General features: G+C 70.7%; 13 protein-coding genes. 5 read left to right on the forward strand and 8 right to left on the reverse strand.

Annotated features, from left to right (window positions below; all coding sequences use genetic code 11):
• The first annotated feature begins 25 nt into the window (after positions 1–25).
• Together IE274_RS35235 and IE274_RS35240 are read left to right on the forward strand one after the other, a co-directional pair.
• On the forward strand, positions 26–3,673 hold the full coding sequence (locus tag IE274_RS35235; RefSeq protein WP_190120007.1) for a hydantoinase B/oxoprolinase family protein: 3,648 nt from the start codon (positions 26–28) through the stop codon (positions 3,671–3,673).
• A gap of 42 nt (positions 3,674–3,715) precedes the next feature.
• Entirely contained in the window at positions 3,716–4,321 is a 606-nt protein-coding gene (locus IE274_RS35240; protein WP_190120008.1) for a GTP-binding protein, read from the forward strand.
• Between the two features lie 150 nt (positions 4,322–4,471).
• Here IE274_RS35240 and glpK read toward each other — a convergent pair whose 3' ends face one another.
• From glpK to IE274_RS35265, 5 genes are all read right to left on the reverse strand, one after another.
• Positions 4,472–5,989, reverse strand: a complete 1,518-nt coding sequence (gene glpK, locus IE274_RS35245; RefSeq protein WP_190120009.1) for a glycerol kinase GlpK — start codon at positions 5,987–5,989, stop codon at positions 4,472–4,474.
• Between the two features lie 24 nt (positions 5,990–6,013).
• The gene (locus IE274_RS35250; RefSeq protein ID WP_190120010.1) at positions 6,014–6,766 is read right to left on the reverse strand and encodes an MIP/aquaporin family protein; all 753 of its coding nucleotides are present in this window, start codon (positions 6,764–6,766) and stop codon (positions 6,014–6,016) included.
• Positions 6,767–7,183: 417 nt separating this feature from the next.
• On the reverse strand, positions 7,184–8,374 hold the full coding sequence (locus IE274_RS35255; protein ID WP_190120028.1) for a lipid-transfer protein: 1,191 nt from the start codon (positions 8,372–8,374) through the stop codon (positions 7,184–7,186).
• Positions 8,371–8,805 carry a Zn-ribbon domain-containing OB-fold protein gene (locus IE274_RS35260; protein WP_190120029.1) on the reverse strand — a complete coding sequence of 145 codons (435 nt, stop codon included), beginning with the start codon at positions 8,803–8,805 and terminating at the stop codon, positions 8,371–8,373. The genes IE274_RS35255 and IE274_RS35260 overlap by 4 nt, the downstream gene beginning before the upstream one ends.
• 53 nt (positions 8,806–8,858) lie before the next feature.
• Positions 8,859–9,671 (reverse strand): M15 family metallopeptidase, encoded by an 813-nt coding sequence (locus IE274_RS35265; protein ID WP_190120011.1) that lies wholly within the window; start codon positions 9,669–9,671, stop codon positions 8,859–8,861.
• Between the two features lie 71 nt (positions 9,672–9,742).
• Between IE274_RS35265 and IE274_RS35270 the strand changes: the two genes are divergently transcribed.
• On the forward strand, positions 9,743–10,276 hold the full coding sequence (locus IE274_RS35270; RefSeq protein WP_190120012.1) for an NUDIX domain-containing protein: 534 nt from the start codon (positions 9,743–9,745) through the stop codon (positions 10,274–10,276).
• An 88-nt stretch (positions 10,277–10,364) separates the two neighbouring features.
• Here IE274_RS35270 and IE274_RS35275 read toward each other — a convergent pair whose 3' ends face one another.
• The gene (locus tag IE274_RS35275; RefSeq protein ID WP_190120013.1) at positions 10,365–12,722 is read right to left on the reverse strand and encodes a glycoside hydrolase family 31 protein; all 2,358 of its coding nucleotides are present in this window, start codon (positions 12,720–12,722) and stop codon (positions 10,365–10,367) included.
• Between the two features lie 329 nt (positions 12,723–13,051).
• On the opposite strand from IE274_RS35275, the gene IE274_RS35280 reads away from it, so the two are divergent.
• On the forward strand, positions 13,052–15,034 hold the full coding sequence (locus IE274_RS35280; protein ID WP_190120014.1) for an acetoacetate--CoA ligase: 1,983 nt from the start codon (positions 13,052–13,054) through the stop codon (positions 15,032–15,034).
• Positions 15,035–15,113: 79 nt separating this feature from the next.
• A complete protein-coding gene (locus IE274_RS35285) occupies positions 15,114–16,007 on the forward strand; it encodes a DUF8829 domain-containing protein (protein ID WP_190120015.1) in 894 nt (297 codons plus the stop codon).
• Positions 16,008–16,113: 106 nt separating this feature from the next.
• On the opposite strand, the gene ptsP is transcribed toward IE274_RS35285, so the two are convergent.
• Both ptsP and IE274_RS35295 read right to left on the reverse strand, forming a co-directional pair.
• Positions 16,114–17,784 carry a phosphoenolpyruvate--protein phosphotransferase gene (gene ptsP, locus IE274_RS35290; RefSeq protein ID WP_190120016.1) on the reverse strand — a complete coding sequence of 557 codons (1,671 nt, stop codon included), beginning with the start codon at positions 17,782–17,784 and terminating at the stop codon, positions 16,114–16,116.
• 80 nt (positions 17,785–17,864) lie between these two features.
• Positions 17,865–18,314, reverse strand: coding sequence for a PTS sugar transporter subunit IIA (locus IE274_RS35295; protein WP_190120017.1), 450 nt, complete (start codon positions 18,312–18,314; stop codon positions 17,865–17,867).
• Positions 18,315–18,830: the final 516 nt, after the last annotated feature.

Below are 18,830 nucleotides of genomic sequence, written 5' to 3' on the forward strand. Positions count from 1 at the left end.
ACAGCGCGAAAGCGGGGATTGAGACGTGACAGGCTGGCAGTTCTGGGTCGACAGGGGCGGCACGTTCACGGATGTCGTCGCGCGCCGTCCGGACGGCGGACTGCTCACCCACAAACTCCTGTCGGACAACCCCGAGCGGTATGCCGACGCGGCGGTCGAGGGCATCAGGGAACTCCTTGTCGAGGCGGGCGCGCTGGACGCCGACGCGGCCCGCGGAGTCGCCGACGTACCGATCGACGCCGTCCGCATGGGCACCACCGTCGCCACCAACGCCCTCCTGGAACGCAAGGGCGAGCCCACCGCCCTCGTCATCACCCGTGGCTTCCGCGACGCCCTGCGCATCGCCTTCCAGAACCGCCCCCAGATCTTCGCCCGTGACATCGTTCTCCCCGAAGAGCTCTACGACCGCGTCATCGAGTACGACGAACGGGTCGGCGCCGACGGCGAGGTGCTGCGCGCACCCGACCTCGACGCCCTCGCCGGTGCCCTGCGAGGGGCCCACGACGACGGGATCCGCGCCGTCGCCGTCGTGTGCCTGCACAGCCACCTGTACCCGGCCCACGAGCAGGCGGCCGGTGACCTCGCCCGCCGTACCGGCTTCCCGCAGATCTCGCTGTCCAGCGAGGTCAGCCCGCTGATGAAGCTCGTCCCGCGCGGTGACACCGCCGTCGTCGACGCCTATCTGTCGCCCGTCCTGCGGCGCTACGTCCAGCACGTCGCCGATGAACTCCAGGGCGTGCGGCTGATGTTCATGCAGTCCAACGGGGGACTCGCGGACGCCGGCCAGTTCCGCGGCAAGGACGCCATCCTGTCCGGGCCCGCCGGTGGCATCGTCGGGATGGCCCGCATGTCGAGGCTCGCCGGGTTCGACCGGGTCATCGGCTTCGACATGGGCGGTACGTCGACGGACGTGTCGCACTACGCCGGCGAGTACGAGCGGGTCTTCACGACGCAGATCGCGGGCGTACGCCTGCGGGCCCCGATGCTCGACATCCACACCGTCGCCGCGGGCGGCGGCTCCGTGCTGCACTTCGACGGCAGCCGCTACCGCGTGGGCCCCGACTCGGCGGGCGCGGACCCCGGCCCCGCGAGCTACCGCGGCGGCGGCCCCCTGACCGTCACCGACGCCAATGTGGCACTCGGCCGCATCCAGGCGGCCCACTTCCCCCGCGTGTTCGGCCCCGACGGCGACCAGCCCCTCGACGACGCGCTCGTCCGCCGCCGCTTCGCCGAACTGGCACGGGAGATCACCGAGCGGACCGGGGACGACCGCACCCCGGAGCAGGTCGCCGAGGGCTACCTCCAGATCGCCGTCGCCAACATCGCCGCCGCCGTCAAGCGCATCTCGGTCCAGAAGGGCCACGACGTCACGCGCTACGCCCTGACGACGTTCGGCGGCGCGGGCGGCCAGCACGCCTGCATGGTCGCCGACTCGCTCGGCATCCGCACCGTCCTCGTGCCGCCCATGGCCGGTGTCCTGTCCGCGCTCGGAATCGGCCTCGCCGACACGACTGCCATGCGCGAACAGTCCGTGGAAGTGCCCCTGGACGCCGCCGCGATGCCCCAGGTCCACAAGACGGCCGACGACCTGGAGACCGCGGCCCGCGCCCAACTCGCCGCCGAGGACGTGCCGACCGACCGCGTGCACGTCACCCGCCGGGCCCACCTGCGCTACGACGGCACCGACACCACCCTCACCGTGGAACTGACCGAGCCCGCGGCCATGACCCGCGCCTTCGAAGAACACCACCGCGCCACCTACTCCTTCACCCTGGACCGCCCTGTCGTCGTCGAAGCCCTCTCCGTGGAGGCCACCGGCCGTACCGAGCCCCCCGACCTGTCGGTGCTCGGCGGCGCCAGCGCGCGCGGCGCCGCGCGGACCGTGCGGCTGCACACGGGCGGCTCCTGGCGTGAGGTGCCGCTGCACCGCCGCGAGGAACTCCCGCACGGCGAGCGGGTCATGGGCCCGGCGATCATTACGGAGGCCAGTGCCACCACGGTCGTCGACGAGGGCTGGGGCGCGGCCATGTCCGACGACGGGCACCTGGTCATGGAACGGGTGGCGGCGCCCGTGAGTTCCGACGCCGGAACTCAGGCCGACCCGGTCCTCCTCGAGGTCTTCAACAACCTCTTCATGTCCATCGCCGAGCAGATGGGCGCCCGCCTGGAATCCACCGCCCAGTCGGTCAACATCAAGGAGCGGCTCGACTTCTCCTGCGCCCTTTTCGACCCGGACGGCAACCTCGTCGCCAACGCCCCCCACATCCCCGTCCACCTGGGCTCCATGGGCACCAGCGTCAAGGAGGTCATCCGCCGCCGCACCACCATGCGGCCGGGCGACGCCTACGCGGTCAACGACCCGTACCACGGAGGCACGCACCTCCCGGACGTCACCGTCATCACCCCCGTCTTCGACGTCCCCGGAGAGCGGATCCTCTTCTACGTGGCCTCGCGCGGACACCACGCTGAGATCGGCGGCATCGCACCCGGATCCATGCCCGCGCACAGCCGCACCATCGACGAGGAGGGCATCCTCTTCGACAACTGGCTGCTGGTGGAGGCAGGCCGCTTCCGCGAGGCCGAGACCCTGCGCCTGCTGACGGAGACCCGCTACCCCTCCCGCAACCCCACCACCAACCTCGCCGACCTGCGCGCCCAGATCGCCGCCAACCAGAAGGGCGTCGACGAAGTCGCCCGCATGATCGGCGACTTCGGCCTCGACGTCGTCCAGGCCTACATGCGGCACGTCCAGGACAACGCCGAGGACTCCGTACGCCGCGTCATCGACACCCTGGAGGAAGGCGAGTTCTCCTACGAGACCGACTCCGGTGCCGTCATCCGCGTACGCGTCTCCGTAGACCGCGAACAACGCGCGGCGACCGTCGACTTCACTGGCACGTCGGCCCAGCTCGCCACCAACTTCAACGCGCCCTTCGCCGTGGTCAACGCCGCCGTCCTGTACGTCTTCCGCACCCTGGTCGCCGACGACATCCCCCTCAACGACGGCTGCCTGCGGCCGCTGCGCATCATCGTGCCGACGGGCACCTTCCTGTCGCCGCAGCCGCCCGCGGCCGTCGTCGCGGGCAACGTAGAGACCTCACAGGCAATCACCGGCGCCCTCTACGGAGCGCTGCGCGTCCAGGCTGAAGGCTCCGGCACGATGAACAACGTCACCTTCGGAAACGACCGGTACCAGTACTACGAGACCGTGGCCTCCGGATCCGGCGCTGGCGACGGCTTCCACGGCGCGTCCGTCGTACAGACCCACATGACCAACTCGCGGCTCACCGACCCCGAAGTCCTCGAATGGCGGCTGCCCGTCGTCCTGGAGGAGTTCGCGGTGCGCGCCGACAGCGGCGGCAACGGCCGTTGGCGGGGCGGGAACGGTGCCGTGCGCCGCATCCGCTTCCGCGAGCCCATGACGGTCTCCACGCTCTCCCAGCACCGCGTGGTGCCGCCCTACGGGATGGCGGGCGGCGAACCGGGCGCGCTCGGCTCGGGACGCGTGGAGCGCGCCGACGGCAGCGTCGTACGGCTCGACGGCAGCGACTCCGCCGACGCGGGCCCCGGTGACGTACTCGTGATCGAAACACCCGGAGGCGGCGGGTACGGACCGCCACCCCACGCGACCCACGGCCCACCGGCCGCCCCCGCGACACCCCACCCCAACTGACGCACGCGACACCACTGATGACTGATGCAGGAGAAGAGAGCAATGATCTTCAAGCGTTCTGAGCGCGGTACGGCCCCAGTCGAGCCGGTCACGCTGAAGATCCTCGTCGCCGGCGGCTTCGGCGTCGGCAAGACGACCCTCGTCGGCGCGGTCAGCGAGATCAAGCCCCTGCGCACGGAGGAGACCCTCAGCGAGGCCGGCCGGCCCGTCGACGACGTCGACGGCGTCCCCGGCAAGCACACCACCACCGTCGCCATGGACTTCGGCCGGATCACGCTGCGCGAGGACCTGGTCCTGTACCTCTTCGGCACCCCAGGACAGGACCGCTTCTGGTTCCTGTGGGACGAGCTGGCGACCGGCGCGCTCGGAGCCGTCGTACTCGCCGACACCCGCCGCCTGGAGGACTGCTTCGCCGCCGTCGACTATTTCGAGCGGCGATCCATACCCTTCGTGGTCGGCGTCAACTGCTTCGAAGGCGCGACGCGTTACCCGTCCGACGCGGTACGCCACGCCCTGGACCTCGACGAGAGCACCCCCGTCGTACTGTGCGACGCACGCGGCAAGGAGTCCGTCAAGGAGGTCCTGATCGACGTGGTCGAGCACGCGATGGCGGTCGGGGCGGCGGCCAGGCAGCCGGTCACGACCTGACCTCGACCCGGACGGCCCGTACCCCCGCCGACCGGGGTACGGGCCGAGCACCGGCCACGCGCGCGTGGCCGGCCGGGCGGCGATCCACGCGCGCGTGCCTGCCGCGCGTACCTCGGCCGGGGCGAGGGCCTCGGCCGCGCGGCAAGCGCCTCAGCTCTCGTCGTCGTGCCACCCGAAGCTGCGCTCGACCGCCTTGCGCCAGTTGCGGTACTCGCGCTCGCGCTCCGTCTCCGCCATCTGCGGCGTCCACTCGGCGTCGCGCTGCCAGTGGGCCTTCAGCTCGTCCAGGTCGTTCCACACGCCCGTGGCGAGCCCGGCGGCGTACGCGGCCCCCAGGCACGTCGTCTCGGACACCCGCGGCCGGATGACGGGCACACCGAGCACGTCGGCCTGGTGCTGCATCAGCAGGTTGTTCTTGGTCATGCCGCCGTCCACCTTCAAGGTGGTGATGCGCACCCCGGAGTCCTGGTACATCGCGTCGACGACCTCACGGGTCTGCCAGCTCGTCGCCTCCAGGACCGCACGCGCCAGATGGGCCTTGGTGACGTAGCGCGTGAGGCCGGTGACGACACCGCGCGCGTCGGAGCGCCAGTACGGCGCGAACAGGCCGGAGAACGCGGGCACGATGTACGCGCCGCCGTTGTCGTCCACACTCGCGGCCAGGGTCTCGATCTCGTCGGCGCTGCGGATGATGCCGAGCTGGTCGCGGAACCACTGCACCAGGGCCCCGGTGATCGCGATGGCCCCCTCCAAGCAGTACACGGGAGCCTCGGAGCCGATCTTGTAGCCCATGGTCGTGAGCAGGCCGTTCTTGGACGGCACGGGCCGGTTGCCGGTGTTGAGCAACAGGAAGCTGCCCGTCCCGTAGGTGTTCTTGGCCGTCCCGGTGTCGTAGCAGGCCTGTCCGAAGATCGCCGCCTGCTGGTCGCCGAGCGCGGAGGCGACGGGCACGCCCGCGAGCTGCCCGACAGCTGTCCCGTAGACCTCGGCCGACGACCTGATCTCCGGAAGCACCGCTTCGGGGACGTTCATCGCCGACAGGATCGAGGAGTCCCACTGCAAGGTCCCCAGGTTCATCAGCATCGTGCGCCCGGCGTTGGTGACGTCGGTGACGTGCACGCCGCCGTCCGTGCCGCCGGTGAGGTTCCAGATGAGCCAGGAGTCGATGGTGCCGAAGGCGATGTCGCCGCGCTCGGCGCGGGCCCGAAGGCCGGGGACGTTGTCGAGCAGCCAGGCCGCCTTCGGACCGGAGAAGTAGCTCGCCAGCGGCAGACCCGTCTGCTCGCGGAAGCGGTCCTGGCCGTCGACGCCCCCCAGGTCGTTGCAGAGCGCCGATGTCCGGGTGTCCTGCCAGACGATCGCGTTGTGCACCGGCTTGCCCGTGGAGCGGTCCCACAGGACCGTCGTCTCGCGCTGGTTGGTGATGCCGAGCGCGCTCAGCTGGTCCGCGCGCAGCCCGGCCTTGGCGATGGCGCCCGCGACCACCGCCTGCACCTTGGACCAGATCTCGGTGGCGTCGTGCTCCACCCAGCCGGGTTTGGGAAAGATCTGGCGGTGCTCACGCTGGTCCACGGCGACGATCGCGCCGTTCCGGTCGAAGATGATGCAGCGGCTCGAGGTGGTGCCCTGGTCGATTGCGGCGACGAATTTCTCGGAGCTGTCCGTCATGGCTACCCCTTGGAGGAAGGCTGCTCAGAAGGCTGCGTTGTAGATGAGTCCCGCGAGGAGCCCGCCGATCAGCGGCCCGGCCACCGGCACCCAGGCGTAACTCCAGTCGGACGTCCCCTTGTTGGGGATCGGCAGGAAGTGGTGCACGATGCGCGGGCCGAGGTCGCGCGCGGGGTTGATGGCGTAGCCGGTGGGCCCGCCGAGCGAGAGGCCGATGCCGACGACGAGGAACGCGACGATCAGGACCTGGGTGCCGGACTCGCCGAGCCCCTTGGTGAGGCCGAAGGAGAGGAGGGGCAGCACCAGGGCGACCGTCCCGATGACCTCGGTCAGCAGGTTGGCGACCGGGCTCCTGATCTCCGGGATGGTGGAGAAGATGCCGAGCGTCGGCGTGGGACTGTCCGTCCCGGGCTCGCCCTTGGTGCCACGCGTCACGTTGGCGTTGAACTGCGCCAGATACACGAGGTACGCGAGGGCGGCGCCCAGCATGGCGCCGATCATCTGCCCCGCCAGATAGATCCAGACCTTGTCCCACTTGTCGGTGTCGACGGCGATGCCGAGGGTGACGGCCGGGTTGAGGTGGCCGCCGGACAGCGGCGCGGCGGTGTACGCGCCCGCCATCACGCCGAAGCCCCAGCCGAACGCGATGACGATCCACCCGGAGGCCTTGGCCTTGGAGTGGTTGAGAGTGACGGCGGCGCACACGCCGGCGCCGAAGAGAATCAGAATCGCGGTGCCGATGATCTCACCGACGAAGATGTCCCCATTCGAGTACATGGCGGCTCCTAGGCCTTTGCCCGGGGTGGTGGGCCCCGGTACTCCGTGCAGGGTTCGTTTCCCACGACTACTGCCCGGCCAGCGCCAGCCGCGTCAGCCGAAGGCAGGGGAGTCCCGCGCCCCGCCCGGCCCCGGTGACGAGCGTGCCGTCACAGTCGAATCGCCCATGGGGGATGACCCGTTGAACTGGCTCTTTGCGCGGAGCCATGGAGCACACGGGCCCTGAGCGGCGGAGTGCCGAAGAGCGGCGATGCCGACTGACACCGGGAAGTGTTCACCGGCGCTGATGGAGCGTCAAGGTCGCGGACGCCACGGGTTAACCGGGGCGACGTCTTCCGTGGGGGAGGCTCCAGGAAGCCGCCCCAGGGCCTGTCCCGGGGGCCCGCGCGAGGTCCCGCCCAGGCGTTTGCCTCGGAGTCAGCGCACCGCCACCACCGACGAGCCGTGCCCGAACAGCCCCTGGTTCGCGGTGATCCCCACCCGTGCCCCCTCGACCTGACGCGCGCCCGCCTCGCCTCTCAACTGCCGGGTCAGCTCGCAGACCTGGGCGATGGCCTGGGCCGGGACGGCCTCTCCGAAGGAGGCGAGGCCGCCACTGGTGTTCACGGGTATGCGCCCGCCGAGCGCCGTCGTGCCGTCCCGCAGGAGCTTGGCCCCCTCGCCCGCGCCGCACAGCCCCAGGTCCTCGTACCACTGGAGCTCCAGGGCCGTCGACAGGTCGTACACCTCCGCCAGGGAGAGGTCGTCCGGGCCGATCCCCGCTTCCTCGTACGCGGCGTACGCGACGGACGCGCGGAACGGGCGCTCGGCGGGGTCCACGGCCGCCGCCGAGTCCGTGGCGATGTCCGGCAGGTCCAGGACCGTGTTCGGATACGTCGGTGTGACGGTGGACACCGCGCGGATGCGCACCGGCGCGGCCGCGCCGTGTCGACGCGCGAACTCCAGGGTGGAGAGTACGAGGGCCGCCGCGCCGTCCGACGTCGCGCAGATGTCGAGCAGCCGCAGCGGATCGGCGACGACGGCGGATGCGGCGACCTCGTCGGCGGTGACGGTCTTGCGGTAGCGCGCGTGCGGGTTGAGTGCTCCCAGGGCCGCGTTCTTCACCTTGACCTGGGCGAAGTCCTCCAGGGTGTCGCCGTGCACAGCCATGCGGCGGCGGGCGTACAGCGCGAAGTACGCCGGGTTCGTGGCGCCGAGGACGCGGAAGCGCAGCCAGTCGGGGTCGTCGGGCCGGTCGCCCCCGGCGGGCCGGAAGAACCCCTTCGGCGCGGCGTCGGCGCCGACCACGAGGACCGCGTCGGCGAGGCCCGCGAGCAGCTGGGCGCGCGCCGTGCCGATCGCCTGGGCCCCGGAGGCACACGCCGCGTACACGCTCGCCACACGCGCGCCCTGCCAGCCGAGGGCCTTCGCGAACGTCGCCCCCGCCACGTACCCCGGATAGCCGCCCCGCACGGTGTCCGCGCCGACGACGGACGTGATGTCTCGCCAGTCGACCCTGGCGTCGGCGAGTGCCGCGCGCGCCGCGGCCGTCCCGTACTCGACGAAGCCGCGTCCCCACTTGCCCCAGGGGTGCATGCCCACGCCGAGCACCGCCACATCGCCCGTCATGCCGTCACCCCCACCGGTCGCCAGTTCCACGTCGTCCACGTCGTCGACGGGTTCTCGGGGTCCGCGCCGAGCACACCGGGGACGACCTCCACCTCCATGCCGACCTCCAGGTCGGCGACAGTCACTCCGGGAGCCCCCTGCCCGAGCACCACCATGCGCTCCTCGGCCAGCTCCACAGCGATCAACGTGTAGGGATCCCACGGAAGTTCCGGGTCCGAGAGGTACGGCGAGGGCGGGCGGTAGCGCCCATCGGTGAACGACCACACCCGCCCGCGCCGCGACAGCGCCACCTCGGCCAGCTCGCCCCTACCGCAGCCCGGATTGCGGCAGAAGCCGTCCTCGCGCGGGAAGAAGACGGCCGCACACTCGGCGCACCGCGTGCCGAGCAGCCGGAAGCCCTCCCCCTCGCCGTCGAACCACCGCGCCACCACGGGCGTACGCACTCGCGACATGGCCCCTCCCGGACACCGGATCTGACGGAACGTCAGAAGTGTGCCACGGGCAGCGCCCGGCGCGACACCGGGAAGTCGAAGTAGGTGTCGGGGAACGGCTCGGGCTTGTACGTGAAGTGCCACCACTCCTCCGGCAGGTTGACGAAGCCCCTCTTCGCAAGGGCGCCGCGGAGCCGGTCCCGGTTCGCGCGCTGCTTGGCGGTCACCCGGGGATCGTCGGTGTGCGACAGCGTGTCCATGCAGTCGTACCCGGTGCCCATGTCCACGGAGTTGTCGGGGAACCGCTCACTACGGGGCGCGTAACAGGGCTTCAGCGGCTCTCCGGGGATGTACGGCCGCGTCGGCTTCGCCGGGAGCCGCACGATCGTCAGGTCGACCGTGGAGCCCCTGCTGTGCCCCGACTTCTTGGCGATGTAGCCGTCTTCGAAGAGCCTCGACTTGGCAACCCGGGGGTAGAACTCGGCCTTCATGCGTTCGTCGCTCAGATCCTCGCCCCACCGCACGAACTGATCGACCGCCCGCTGCGGCCGGTAGCAGTCGTACACCTTCAAGGAGTAGCCCTCGCGCAGCAGGACGCGCTGCGCCTTGCGCAGGGCCTTGGCGGCGGGTTCGGTGAGGATGCACATCGGCTTGCGGTAGCCGTCGATGGGGTCGCCCACGAAGTTGTGGGGGGTGAGGTAGCGCATCTCCTGGATGATCGTCGGGTCCACGTCGCTCAGGGCCACGAAGCCCTTCGGGGCCTGCGGTTCGGTGGCTGCCTGGGCGGGCGAGGGGGCTGTGGCCGCGGCGAGCAGAGCGGTGGCGGCAACGGCGAGTTTCCGCAGTGATGGGGCGAATGCTGTCATGTACCCGCATCTATCAGGAGGTTGGCACTCCGCGGAAGACCGCCGCGTCGAGATCGGATACAGTCCGCCGCGTGTCCCCATCCCTGCACCCCACCAACCCTGCCCCGGACTCCCACTGCTCGAGCTGTGGCGCCCTCTACGGAGACCACATCACCGGCTGGCCCCGCACCTGCCCGGACTGCGAGACAGTGGCCTACCGGAACCCGCTGCCCGTCGCCATCGCCCTCCAGCCGGTGTACGACACGAAGGGCACCGGCCTCGTCGTCGTGACCCGCTCCATCGCCCCCGCGCGCGGGGACACCGCCCTGCCCGGCGGCTATGTGGACCACCGTGAGGACTGGCGGCACGCCGTCGCCCGGGAGCTCAAGGAAGAGACCGGCATCAGCGTGGCGAGCCACGACGTGCGCATTGTCGAGGTGCTCAGCTCGCCCGACGGACACGTGCTCCTCTTCGGGCTCCTGCCGGAACGCCCCGCGGCCGACCTGCCGCAGTCGTCCCCCACGGACGAGACCGAAGGCTGGGAACTGCTGCACCGACCCGCCGAACTCGCCTTCCCCCTGCACACATCGGTCGTGCGGGCCTGGTTCGACGGGCGCTACATCTGAGACCGGAGGGCACCCGGCCACGGCCGAAGAGCGCCCCGTCGCAACCGACGGCCGTCCGGCCCACGGCGGCGTGACACGAGCTCCTGCCTCACACCCCACGCACCCGCACCGCGTACTCCACGCCATGCCCCGGCTCGTCGCCCTCCTTCTCGACCAGAAGCCGGTCACCGCTCCAGCGCACACCGAAGCGCTGGAGCTCCGGCTCCTCCCACCCGTCACCCGCGTCCGCGATCACCAGACCGCCGCCGGAACGCCCCTTCGCGGGCGCCCACACCTCCAACGCGAGCTGCCCGTCCTCACCCCGGACAGGTAGCACCGCGCCCGCACGCGCGAGCACCGGTATGCGGGACAGCGGAGCGTCGAGAAGCGCCTTTCCAGGGCCCTCGTACACCTTCTCCGTGACGGTGTCGTACCACCGGCCCGGCGGCAGCCGCACGGCCCTCTGGACGGCCCCTTCCCACAGCACGGGCGCGACCAACAGGCAATCCCCGAGCAGGAACGCGTCCTCGCAGTTCCGCAGGTCCCTGTCCTCCGGAGATCCCCACCACAAGGGCCGCGCGTACGGCGCACCGGTGAGCCGCGCCAAGTGTGCGAGCGTCACGAAGTACGGCAACAGCCGACCGCGCTCGCCGAGAGCCACACGCGCGTGCTCCAGCACCTCCGGGCCGAACTCCCAGGGCTCCCTCCGGCCGGCGTGCAGCGCCGCATGCGTACGGAACAGTGGGAGATACGCCCCGAGTTGGAACCAGCGCAGATACAGCTCGGGTGATGGACTGCCGTCGAAGCCGCCGACATCGGGCCCCGAGTACGGCACACCGCACAGACCGAGCCCCAGCACAAGCGTGAGTGAGGCCCGCAGCCCCGGCCAGGTGCTGGCCACATCGCCCGACCACGTCCCTCCGTAGCGCTGCATTCCCGCCCAGCCGGAGCGGGAGAAGAGGAACGGCCGCTCTCCGGGCCGTAGTTCGCGTATGCCTTCGTAGCCCGCGCGGGCCATGCCCAGGGCGTACACGTTGTGCGCCTCCTGATGGTCGCCTCCGCGGCCCTCCAGGGCATGCCGGGCGGAACGGGGGAGTGTGGTCTCCCCGAAGGACGCGAACGACACCGGCTCGTTCATGTCGTGCCAGAACCCCGAGAAGCCCTGCGCGAGGCGCTCGTCGTAGAGACCGCCCCACCACTTGCGCACCCGCCCGGCAGTGAAGTCCGGGAACACCGCCTCTCCGGGCCACACCAGGCCCCGTACGGTCCGCCCGGCAGCGTCCCGCACGAACGCGTCCGCGGCCGCCCCGCCGTCGTACACGGCGTTGCCAGGGCTGGCCTTCACCGCGGGATCCACGATCGACACCAGCCGGATCCCCGCCCCGCGCAGCTCACTCGCCAGCTTCGGCAGTGTGGGGAAGCGCCCCTCGTCCACCGTGAACACCTGGTGCGCGTCGAAGTGGTCGATGTCCAAGTGCACGGCGTCCAGGGGCAGTCCGCGCTCCTGATAGCCCGCGACGATCCGCCGCACCTCCAGCTCGCTGCCGAAGCCCCACCGCGCGTGATGGTGACCGAGCGCCCACGCAGGGGGCACCACGGGCGCACCGGTGAGCGCCGCCCAGGAGTGCAGTACGCGCGCGGGGGTGCCCACCATGACCCAGCAGCGCAGCGGCCCGCCGTCCATGCGGACCTCGCACGACCCTGCTCTGTCGTGCCCGGAACCGGCGCCCTCCTCGCCCTCGCACACGGTCACCGAGCCGTCCCAGGCGTTGTCGTGGAAGACCAGATGGGTCCCCACGTCGGCGACCACCCACTGCACCGGCATCGTGATGTACAGCGGATCGTCCCCGGGCTCGAAGGAGCCCCCGGGATCGGTGTTCCACAACCGGTACGTCCCATTCCGAAGCCGTGGGCCAGCCGCCCGGCCACCAAGACCGAAGAACCGCGCGTCCGGGGCCACCTCCGACCGCTGCACCCAGCGCGCCGCCCCACCGCCCACCGGCTCCCACCAGCGCGGCGGCAGATCGCGCCGCAGCATCACCCCGCCCGGGGTGTGCAGCTCGACCGCACCGTGCCGCGAGACGACCACGGTGGCCCGCTCCGACACCACCCGCCAGCCACCGGCCTTGTCGGGCTCCAGAACAGCCCGCGGGTCCGCCTCCGGGCTGCCGCCCGCCAAGGCGTACGACGGGTCGGGCTCGGCTCCGTCCCAGCCCCAGAACACCGCCCCGCCCAACGTGACCCGCACCCGCAGCTCGGACCGCGCGAACCGCACCACGCCACCGCCTGGACCGGGCTCCACCAGGGTCACGGGGCCGGGCGTCCGGGCCCGCTCGGCACCCCTCGGCGGCAGACCCATCGCGTCGGTCCGCCGCCGACGCCACGCCGAGCGCACCATGCGCAACCTCTGGGCCGTGTCGGACAGACCGACCGCCTTCACCGAACGCACCAGGTCACGACCGTTCATGCTGCTCACCCTGCCATCGAAGGCGCAGCGGGAGTACCGCGTTCAACTGCCGTTCATCCCGAGCGCCGACTAGCGTTACCAACCCTCTCCGTAGACACACAGCACGGCCCCTCCGCGGACAACCCACAACGCGGCCCCAGAGGCGCCCCACCACACCTCTCTGGCGACGACATGGTGTGCCCCTCCACATGGACACCGGCGCCCCTGTGCAAGGACACCCTGGTGCGGAAGTCGATCACGTGGCATCGTCCGTGTCAGCCGTGTCACGCGCACACCCAGCCCGTGCGCACGACAGCCGCCCACGAAGCGCACAGCCCAGGAGCAGCCCCATGTCCTCAGCGAACCCCTCGCCGCTCTGGCAGCCGGACCAGCAGCGGATCGCCGGCGCGCAGGTCACGCGCTTCCAGGCATGGGCGGCCGAGCACCACGGAGCGCCCGCCGCAGGGGGATACGAGGCCCTGCACCGCTGGTCCGTCGATGAACTCGACACCTTCTGGAAAGCCGTCACCGAATGGTTCGACGTGCGCTTCACGACGCCCTACACGCGCGTGCTCGGCGACCGCTCCATGCCCGGCGCCGAGTGGTTCCCGGGCGCCACCCTCAACTACGCCGAGCACGCCCTGCGCGCAGGCGAGGACCCCGCGCGCGCCGACACCCCGGCCATCCTGCACGTCGACGAGTCGCACGACCCGACACCGCTCACCTGGTCCGAGCTGCGCCGCCAAGTGGGCTCCCTGGCCGCCGAGCTGCGTGGCCTCGGCGTGCGCCCCGGAGACCGCGTCAGCGGCTACCTGCCGAACATCCCCGAGGCCGTCGTCGCCCTCCTCGCCACCGCCGCCGTCGGCGCCGTCTGGACGTCCTGCGCGCCCGACTTCGGCGCCCGCAGCGTCCTCGACCGCTTCCAGCAGGTAGAGCCGGTCGTGCTCTTCGCCGTGGACGGATACCGCTACGGCGGCAAGGAGCACGACCGCCGCGACACCGTCGCCGAACTGCGCCGCGAACTGCCCACCGTGCGTGCGGTCGTCCACATCCCCCAGCTCGGCACCCCGGCCCCCGAGGGCGCCCTGGAATGGTCCGCGCTCACCTCGGCCGACACGGCCCCCGTCTTCGAAGCCGTGTCGTTCGACCACCCCTTGTGGGTGCTCTACTCCTCCGGCACGACCGGTCTGCCCAAGGCGATCGTCCAGTCCCAGGGCGGCATCCTCGTCGAGCACCTGAAGCAGGTCGGCCTGCACTGCGACCTCGGCCCCGACGACCGGTTCTTCTGGTACACGTCCACCGGCTGGATGATGTGGAACTTCCTCGTCTCCGGCCTGCTCACGGGCACCACGATCGTCCTGTACGACGGCAGCCCCGGCTATCCCGACACGGCCGCCCAGTGGCGCATTGCCGAGCGCACCGGAGCGACGCTCTTCGGGACGTCGGCCGCGTACGTCATGGCCTGCCGCAAGGCGGACGTGCACCCCGCGCGTGACTTCGACCTGTCCCGCGTGCAGTGCGTCGCCACCACCGGCTCACCGCTGCCGCCCGACGGATTCCGCTGGCTGCACGACGAGTTCGCCAACGCCACCGGAGAGGTGTGGATCGCCTCCGTCAGCGGCGGCACCGACGTCTGCTCCTGCTTCGCCGGAGCCGTGCCGACGCTGCCCGTCCACATCGGCGAACTCCAGGCCCCCTGCCTCGGCACCGACCTGCAGGCCTGGGACGCCCAGGGCAAGCCGCTCGTCGACGAGGTCGGCGAACTCGTCGTCACCAACCCCATGCCGTCCATGCCGATCCACTTCTGGAACGACCCCGACGGCAGCCGCTACCACGACAGCTACTTCGACACCTACCCCGGCGTCTGGCGCCACGGCGACTGGATCACCCTCACCTCGCGGGGCTCTGTCGTCATCCACGGCCGCTCCGACTCGACGCTCAACCGCCAGGGCGTACGCATGGGTTCGGCCGACATCTACGAAGCAGTCGAACGCCTCCCGGAAATCCGCGAGTCCCTGGTCATCGGCGTCGAACTGCCCGACGGCGGCTACTGGATGCCCTTGTTCATCCACCTCGCCCCCGGCGCCGCCCTCGACGACGACCTGCGCGCCCGCATCAAGCAGACGATCCGTGCGGAACTCTCGCCCCGCCACGTCCCGGACGAGGTCATCGAAGTACCCGGCATCCCGCACACCCTCACGGGCAAGCGCATCGAGGTCCCGGTCAAACGCCTCCTCCAGGGCACCCCGCTCGACAATGCGGTCAACGCGGGCTCCGTCGACAACATCGAACTGCTGCGCTTCTACGAGCAGCTGGCCCGCGATCGAGGCTGAGCCCCTCACGCTCCGCGGTCATTGTCAGTGCCTCCCGTTACGGTGAGTGATCACTGATCGACTGACCGCAGGGGGAATCATGGGGCACACCCAGCACGACACGATGCGACGCGTCCTGCGCCGCGAAGTCGCCGGCACCATCGGCCTGCTGGCCGACGCCGAGGACTTCGCGGCGATGCGCCGCTACCGCACCTTCACCTTCGACGACCACGTGACGTATCTGCAGCAGGTGGAGTCCCTGCTCAAGGCCCTGTCCGCGCAGGGCAGGCTCACCAGCGTCGCCCTCTTCGACCCCGAGGCGTACGACGAGTTCTGCGCGGAAACCGGCCTCGACCCGGACACCTCCGCGAGCCGCACCCGCTTCACCGCGGAGCTGGCGACGATCGGCCCGACGATGCCGTACGAGGGCCAGGCCCTGGCCGACATCGTCCCCGAACTCGTCGACGAGACCGTCCGGCAGAGCACGTGGGAGTACGCGACCATGCTCCTGGCCCGCATCGGCGCGTGCGCGGACTGCGGTGTCGACATCGGACGCACGGCCTTCGCCAGGGCCTCCGACCTGCTCATGCGCGCGATCAGCACCAGCGGCCCGGTCACCCGTCACCTCGTATGCAGCATCCCGTGCGAGGGCCAGACCCTCCTCGCCGCACTGCACGTCGAGAGCGACGCCGACGGCAATCCCCAACTGGACGAGACAGAAGCCCTGGAGTTCACCACGGTCCTGGCTGTGGGCATCGCCACCGTGAGCGCCGGCGGCCTGGTGATGCGGACCAGCGACGGCACCCGTGACCGTGTCCACGGCTGGCGTCTGGAGGGCGAGCGGCTGCTCGCGCTCACGGCCGCCGAGGTCTTCGACGCCTACTGCACCGACGCGCTCTCCGGCGACCTCATCGCCCCCGAGTCCGGCGTCGACTACTGCGCCGCACCCGACCTGGGCGACGACGAGCCGTATGAGGGGGGACACCACCACTGAATACGGAAGGGGCGCCCCACCCACAAGGGTGGAGCGCCCCTTCGAAGAGCCGGAACGATGCGGAACGGCCGCCGAACGGCAACCCCCACAACCGACCGAAGCCCGACTATTCGCCGGAGAGCACCGCCTGCGCCGCCTTGCGAGCCTCTTCGGCGCTGTCCGCGGCACGGGCCGCGGCCGCGGCCCGCTCGCACTGGGCCAGCGTGTACTTGCCCAGCGTCGCCCGGACGTAAGGAATCGACGCCGAGCCCATAGAGAGGGAGGTGACACCCAGACCGGTCAGGACACAGGCCAGCAGCGGGTCGGACGCGGCCTCGCCGCACACGCCGCAGCTCTTGCCCTCGGCCTTGGCCGACTCGGCGGACATCGCGACCAGGTCGAGCAACGCCGGCTGCCAAGGGTCCTGCAGCCGGGACACGGCACCGACCTGCCGGTCGGCGGCGAAGGTGTACTGCGCGAGGTCATTGGTGCCGAGCGAAAGGAACTCGACCTCCTGCAGGATCGAACGCGCCCGCAGCGCGGCCGACGGAATCTCCACCATCGCACCGAACTTGGCCTGCAGCCCCGCCTCACGGCACGCGTCGGCGAACGCCTTGGCATCAGCACGGTCCGCGACCATCGGAGCCATGACCTCGAGGTAGACCGGGAGCCCCTCCACGGCCTTGGCCAGCGCGGTGAGCTGCGTCCGCAGCACCTCGGGGTGGTCGAGGAGCGAACGCAGGCCGCGCACACCGAGGGCCGGGTTCGGCTCGTCGGTCGGCGTCAGGAAGTCGAGCGGCTTGTCCGCACCGGCATCGAGCACGCGGACGACCACACGGCCCTCGGGGAAGGCTTCGAGGACCTGGCGGTACGCCTCGACCTGCTTCTCCTCGGTCGGCGCCTTGGTGCTGTCGTCGAGGAACAGGAACTCCGTACGGAACAGGCCGACGCCCTCGGCGCCCGCCTCGACCGCGGCGGGCACGTCGGCGGGACCGCCGACGTTCGCGAGCAGCGGCACCTTGTGCCCGTCCGACGTGGCGCCGGGTCCGGTCGACGCGGCGAGCGCGGCCTTGCGCGCGGCAGCGGCGGCCTCCAGCTCGGCACGCTTCTCCGCGCTGGGGTCGACGAAGATCTCACCGGTGCTGCCGTCGACGGCCACGACTGTGCCCTCGGCGAGCTCACCGGCACCGGGCAGCGCGACGATGGCGGGTACGCCGAGCGCCCGCGCCAGGATCGCGCTGTGGCTGGTCGGCCCACCCTCTTCGGTGACGAAGCCGAGCACGAGCGCCGGGTCGAGGAGCGCGGTGTCCGCGGGCGCGAGGTCACGGGCGATCAGCACGTACGGCTCGTCGCTGTCCGGTACGCCCGGCATGGGGACGCCGAGCAGCCGCGCGACGATGCGGTTCCGCACGTCGTCGAGGTCTGCGACGCGACCGGCCATGTACTCACCCGCGCCCGCGAGGAGCTCGCGATAGTGGGAGAACGCGTCGTAGATGCCGCGCTCGGCCGTGCTGCCGACGGCGACGCGTCGGTCCACGTCGGCCATGAGCTCCGGGTCCTGAGCGATCATCGCCTGGGCTTCGAGCACCGCCTGGGCCTCGCCGCCCGCCAGGTTGCCGCGCGCCATCAGGTCGGCGGCCACAGCCTCGACGGCCTTGCGGGCGCGCCCCTGTTCGCGCTCCGCGTCCTCCGCCGGGATCTGCTTGGCCGGCGGTTCGAGGACTGCCGTGCCCATGTGCCGAACCTCGCCGATCGCCACCCCGTGGCTCACACCGACGCCTCGCAGCGTTGTCTCCATTACACCGTCTCCGCTAGTGCGACGGGCCCAGCCGCCGCGGTGGTTGTCCTACCTGCCGTCGGCCACCGACGGCGCCGACGTCACTTCCAGCTGAAGAGAGCGTCGCCGGCCTTCACTTCGCCGTCCTCGACGAGGTCGGACAGGGACTCGCCCGTCGCCTCGAGCGCCACGATGGGGCACACGGGGGACTTGCCGGCGGCCTCGACGGCGGCCGGGTCCCAGCGCACCACGGTCTGACCGCGCTGCACCGTGTCCCCCTTGTTGACGAGGAGCTCGAAGCCCTCGCCATTGAGCTGAACGGTGTCGATGCCCAGGTGCGTCAGAACGCCGTGGCCTTGGTCGTCCACGACGACGAAGGCGTGCGGGTGAAGAGATACGACGATGCCGTCGACGGGAGCGACGGCATCGGAGGGCTCGCGAACCGGGTCGATGGCCGTACCGGGGCCGACCATCGCGCCCGAGAAGACGGGGTCGGGTACCGCAGCGAGTCCGATGGCGCGTCCAGCAAGCGGGGACGTAACGCTGGTCATGGCAAGCTCCCAGGGGGGTGGAGAATCGTTACCGCCGTCACTACCTGTCCTTGACGACGCACTGTTCAGAAGGGTAAGTCATAGGAAGTCCCGGTTCCGCATGAGAGGTCCCGGTTGGCAGGAGTAGCAGCACTGCACAAACGATTTGCGCCGACCCGAACGCCGTTGTAGAGTCGGACTCCTGCCCAGCGCCGAACGACGCACTCAGCGTCCAGGCCAGGTAGCAACTATCGAGTCGGATCCTATCTCGGGGTCTGGTTCTGCATGTCCACAGATGATCGTGGTCAGAGAGCCGAAAACGACCTGATAGAGTTTGGAAACACCGAAGGGAAGCGCCCGGAGGAAAGCCTCAGTGAGTATCACTGCGGGTGAGTACGAAGGAAGCGTCCGTTCCTTGAGAACTCAACAGCGTGCCAAAAGTCAACGCCAGATATGTTGATACCCCGTCTACCGGAACATTTTTCTGGTGGCGAGGTTCCTTTGAAAAAGTCCTTCTACGGAAGGCACACAGCGAGG

It is taken from the genome of Streptomyces flavofungini, assembly GCF_014650815.1.
Lineage (GTDB): Bacteria > Actinomycetota > Actinomycetes > Streptomycetales > Streptomycetaceae > Streptomyces > Streptomyces flavofungini.

Bases quoted from the DNA above. Each gene is read 5' to 3' on its own strand.
- IE274_RS35240 (WP_190120008.1), top strand. From the start codon at position 3,716: ATGATCTTCAAGCGTTCTGAGCGCGGTACGGCCCCAGTCGAGCCGGTC.
- glpK (WP_190120009.1), bottom strand. From the start codon at position 5,989: ATGACGGACAGCTCCGAGAAATTCGTCGCCGCAATCGACCAGGGCACC.
- IE274_RS35250 (WP_190120010.1), bottom strand. From the start codon at position 6,766: ATGTACTCGAATGGGGACATCTTCGTCGGTGAGATCATCGGCACCGCG.
- IE274_RS35255 (WP_190120028.1), bottom strand. From the start codon at position 8,374: ATGACGGGCGATGTGGCGGTGCTCGGCGTGGGCATGCACCCCTGGGGC.
- IE274_RS35265 (WP_190120011.1), bottom strand. From the start codon at position 9,671: ATGACAGCATTCGCCCCATCACTGCGGAAACTCGCCGTTGCCGCCACC.
- IE274_RS35275 (WP_190120013.1), bottom strand. From the start codon at position 12,722: ATGAACGGTCGTGACCTGGTGCGTTCGGTGAAGGCGGTCGGTCTGTCC.
- IE274_RS35280 (WP_190120014.1), top strand. From the start codon at position 13,052: ATGTCCTCAGCGAACCCCTCGCCGCTCTGGCAGCCGGACCAGCAGCGG.
- IE274_RS35285 (WP_190120015.1), top strand. From the start codon at position 15,114: ATGGGGCACACCCAGCACGACACGATGCGACGCGTCCTGCGCCGCGAA.
- ptsP (WP_190120016.1), bottom strand. From the start codon at position 17,784: ATGGAGACAACGCTGCGAGGCGTCGGTGTGAGCCACGGGGTGGCGATC.
- IE274_RS35295 (WP_190120017.1), bottom strand. From the start codon at position 18,314: ATGACCAGCGTTACGTCCCCGCTTGCTGGACGCGCCATCGGACTCGCT.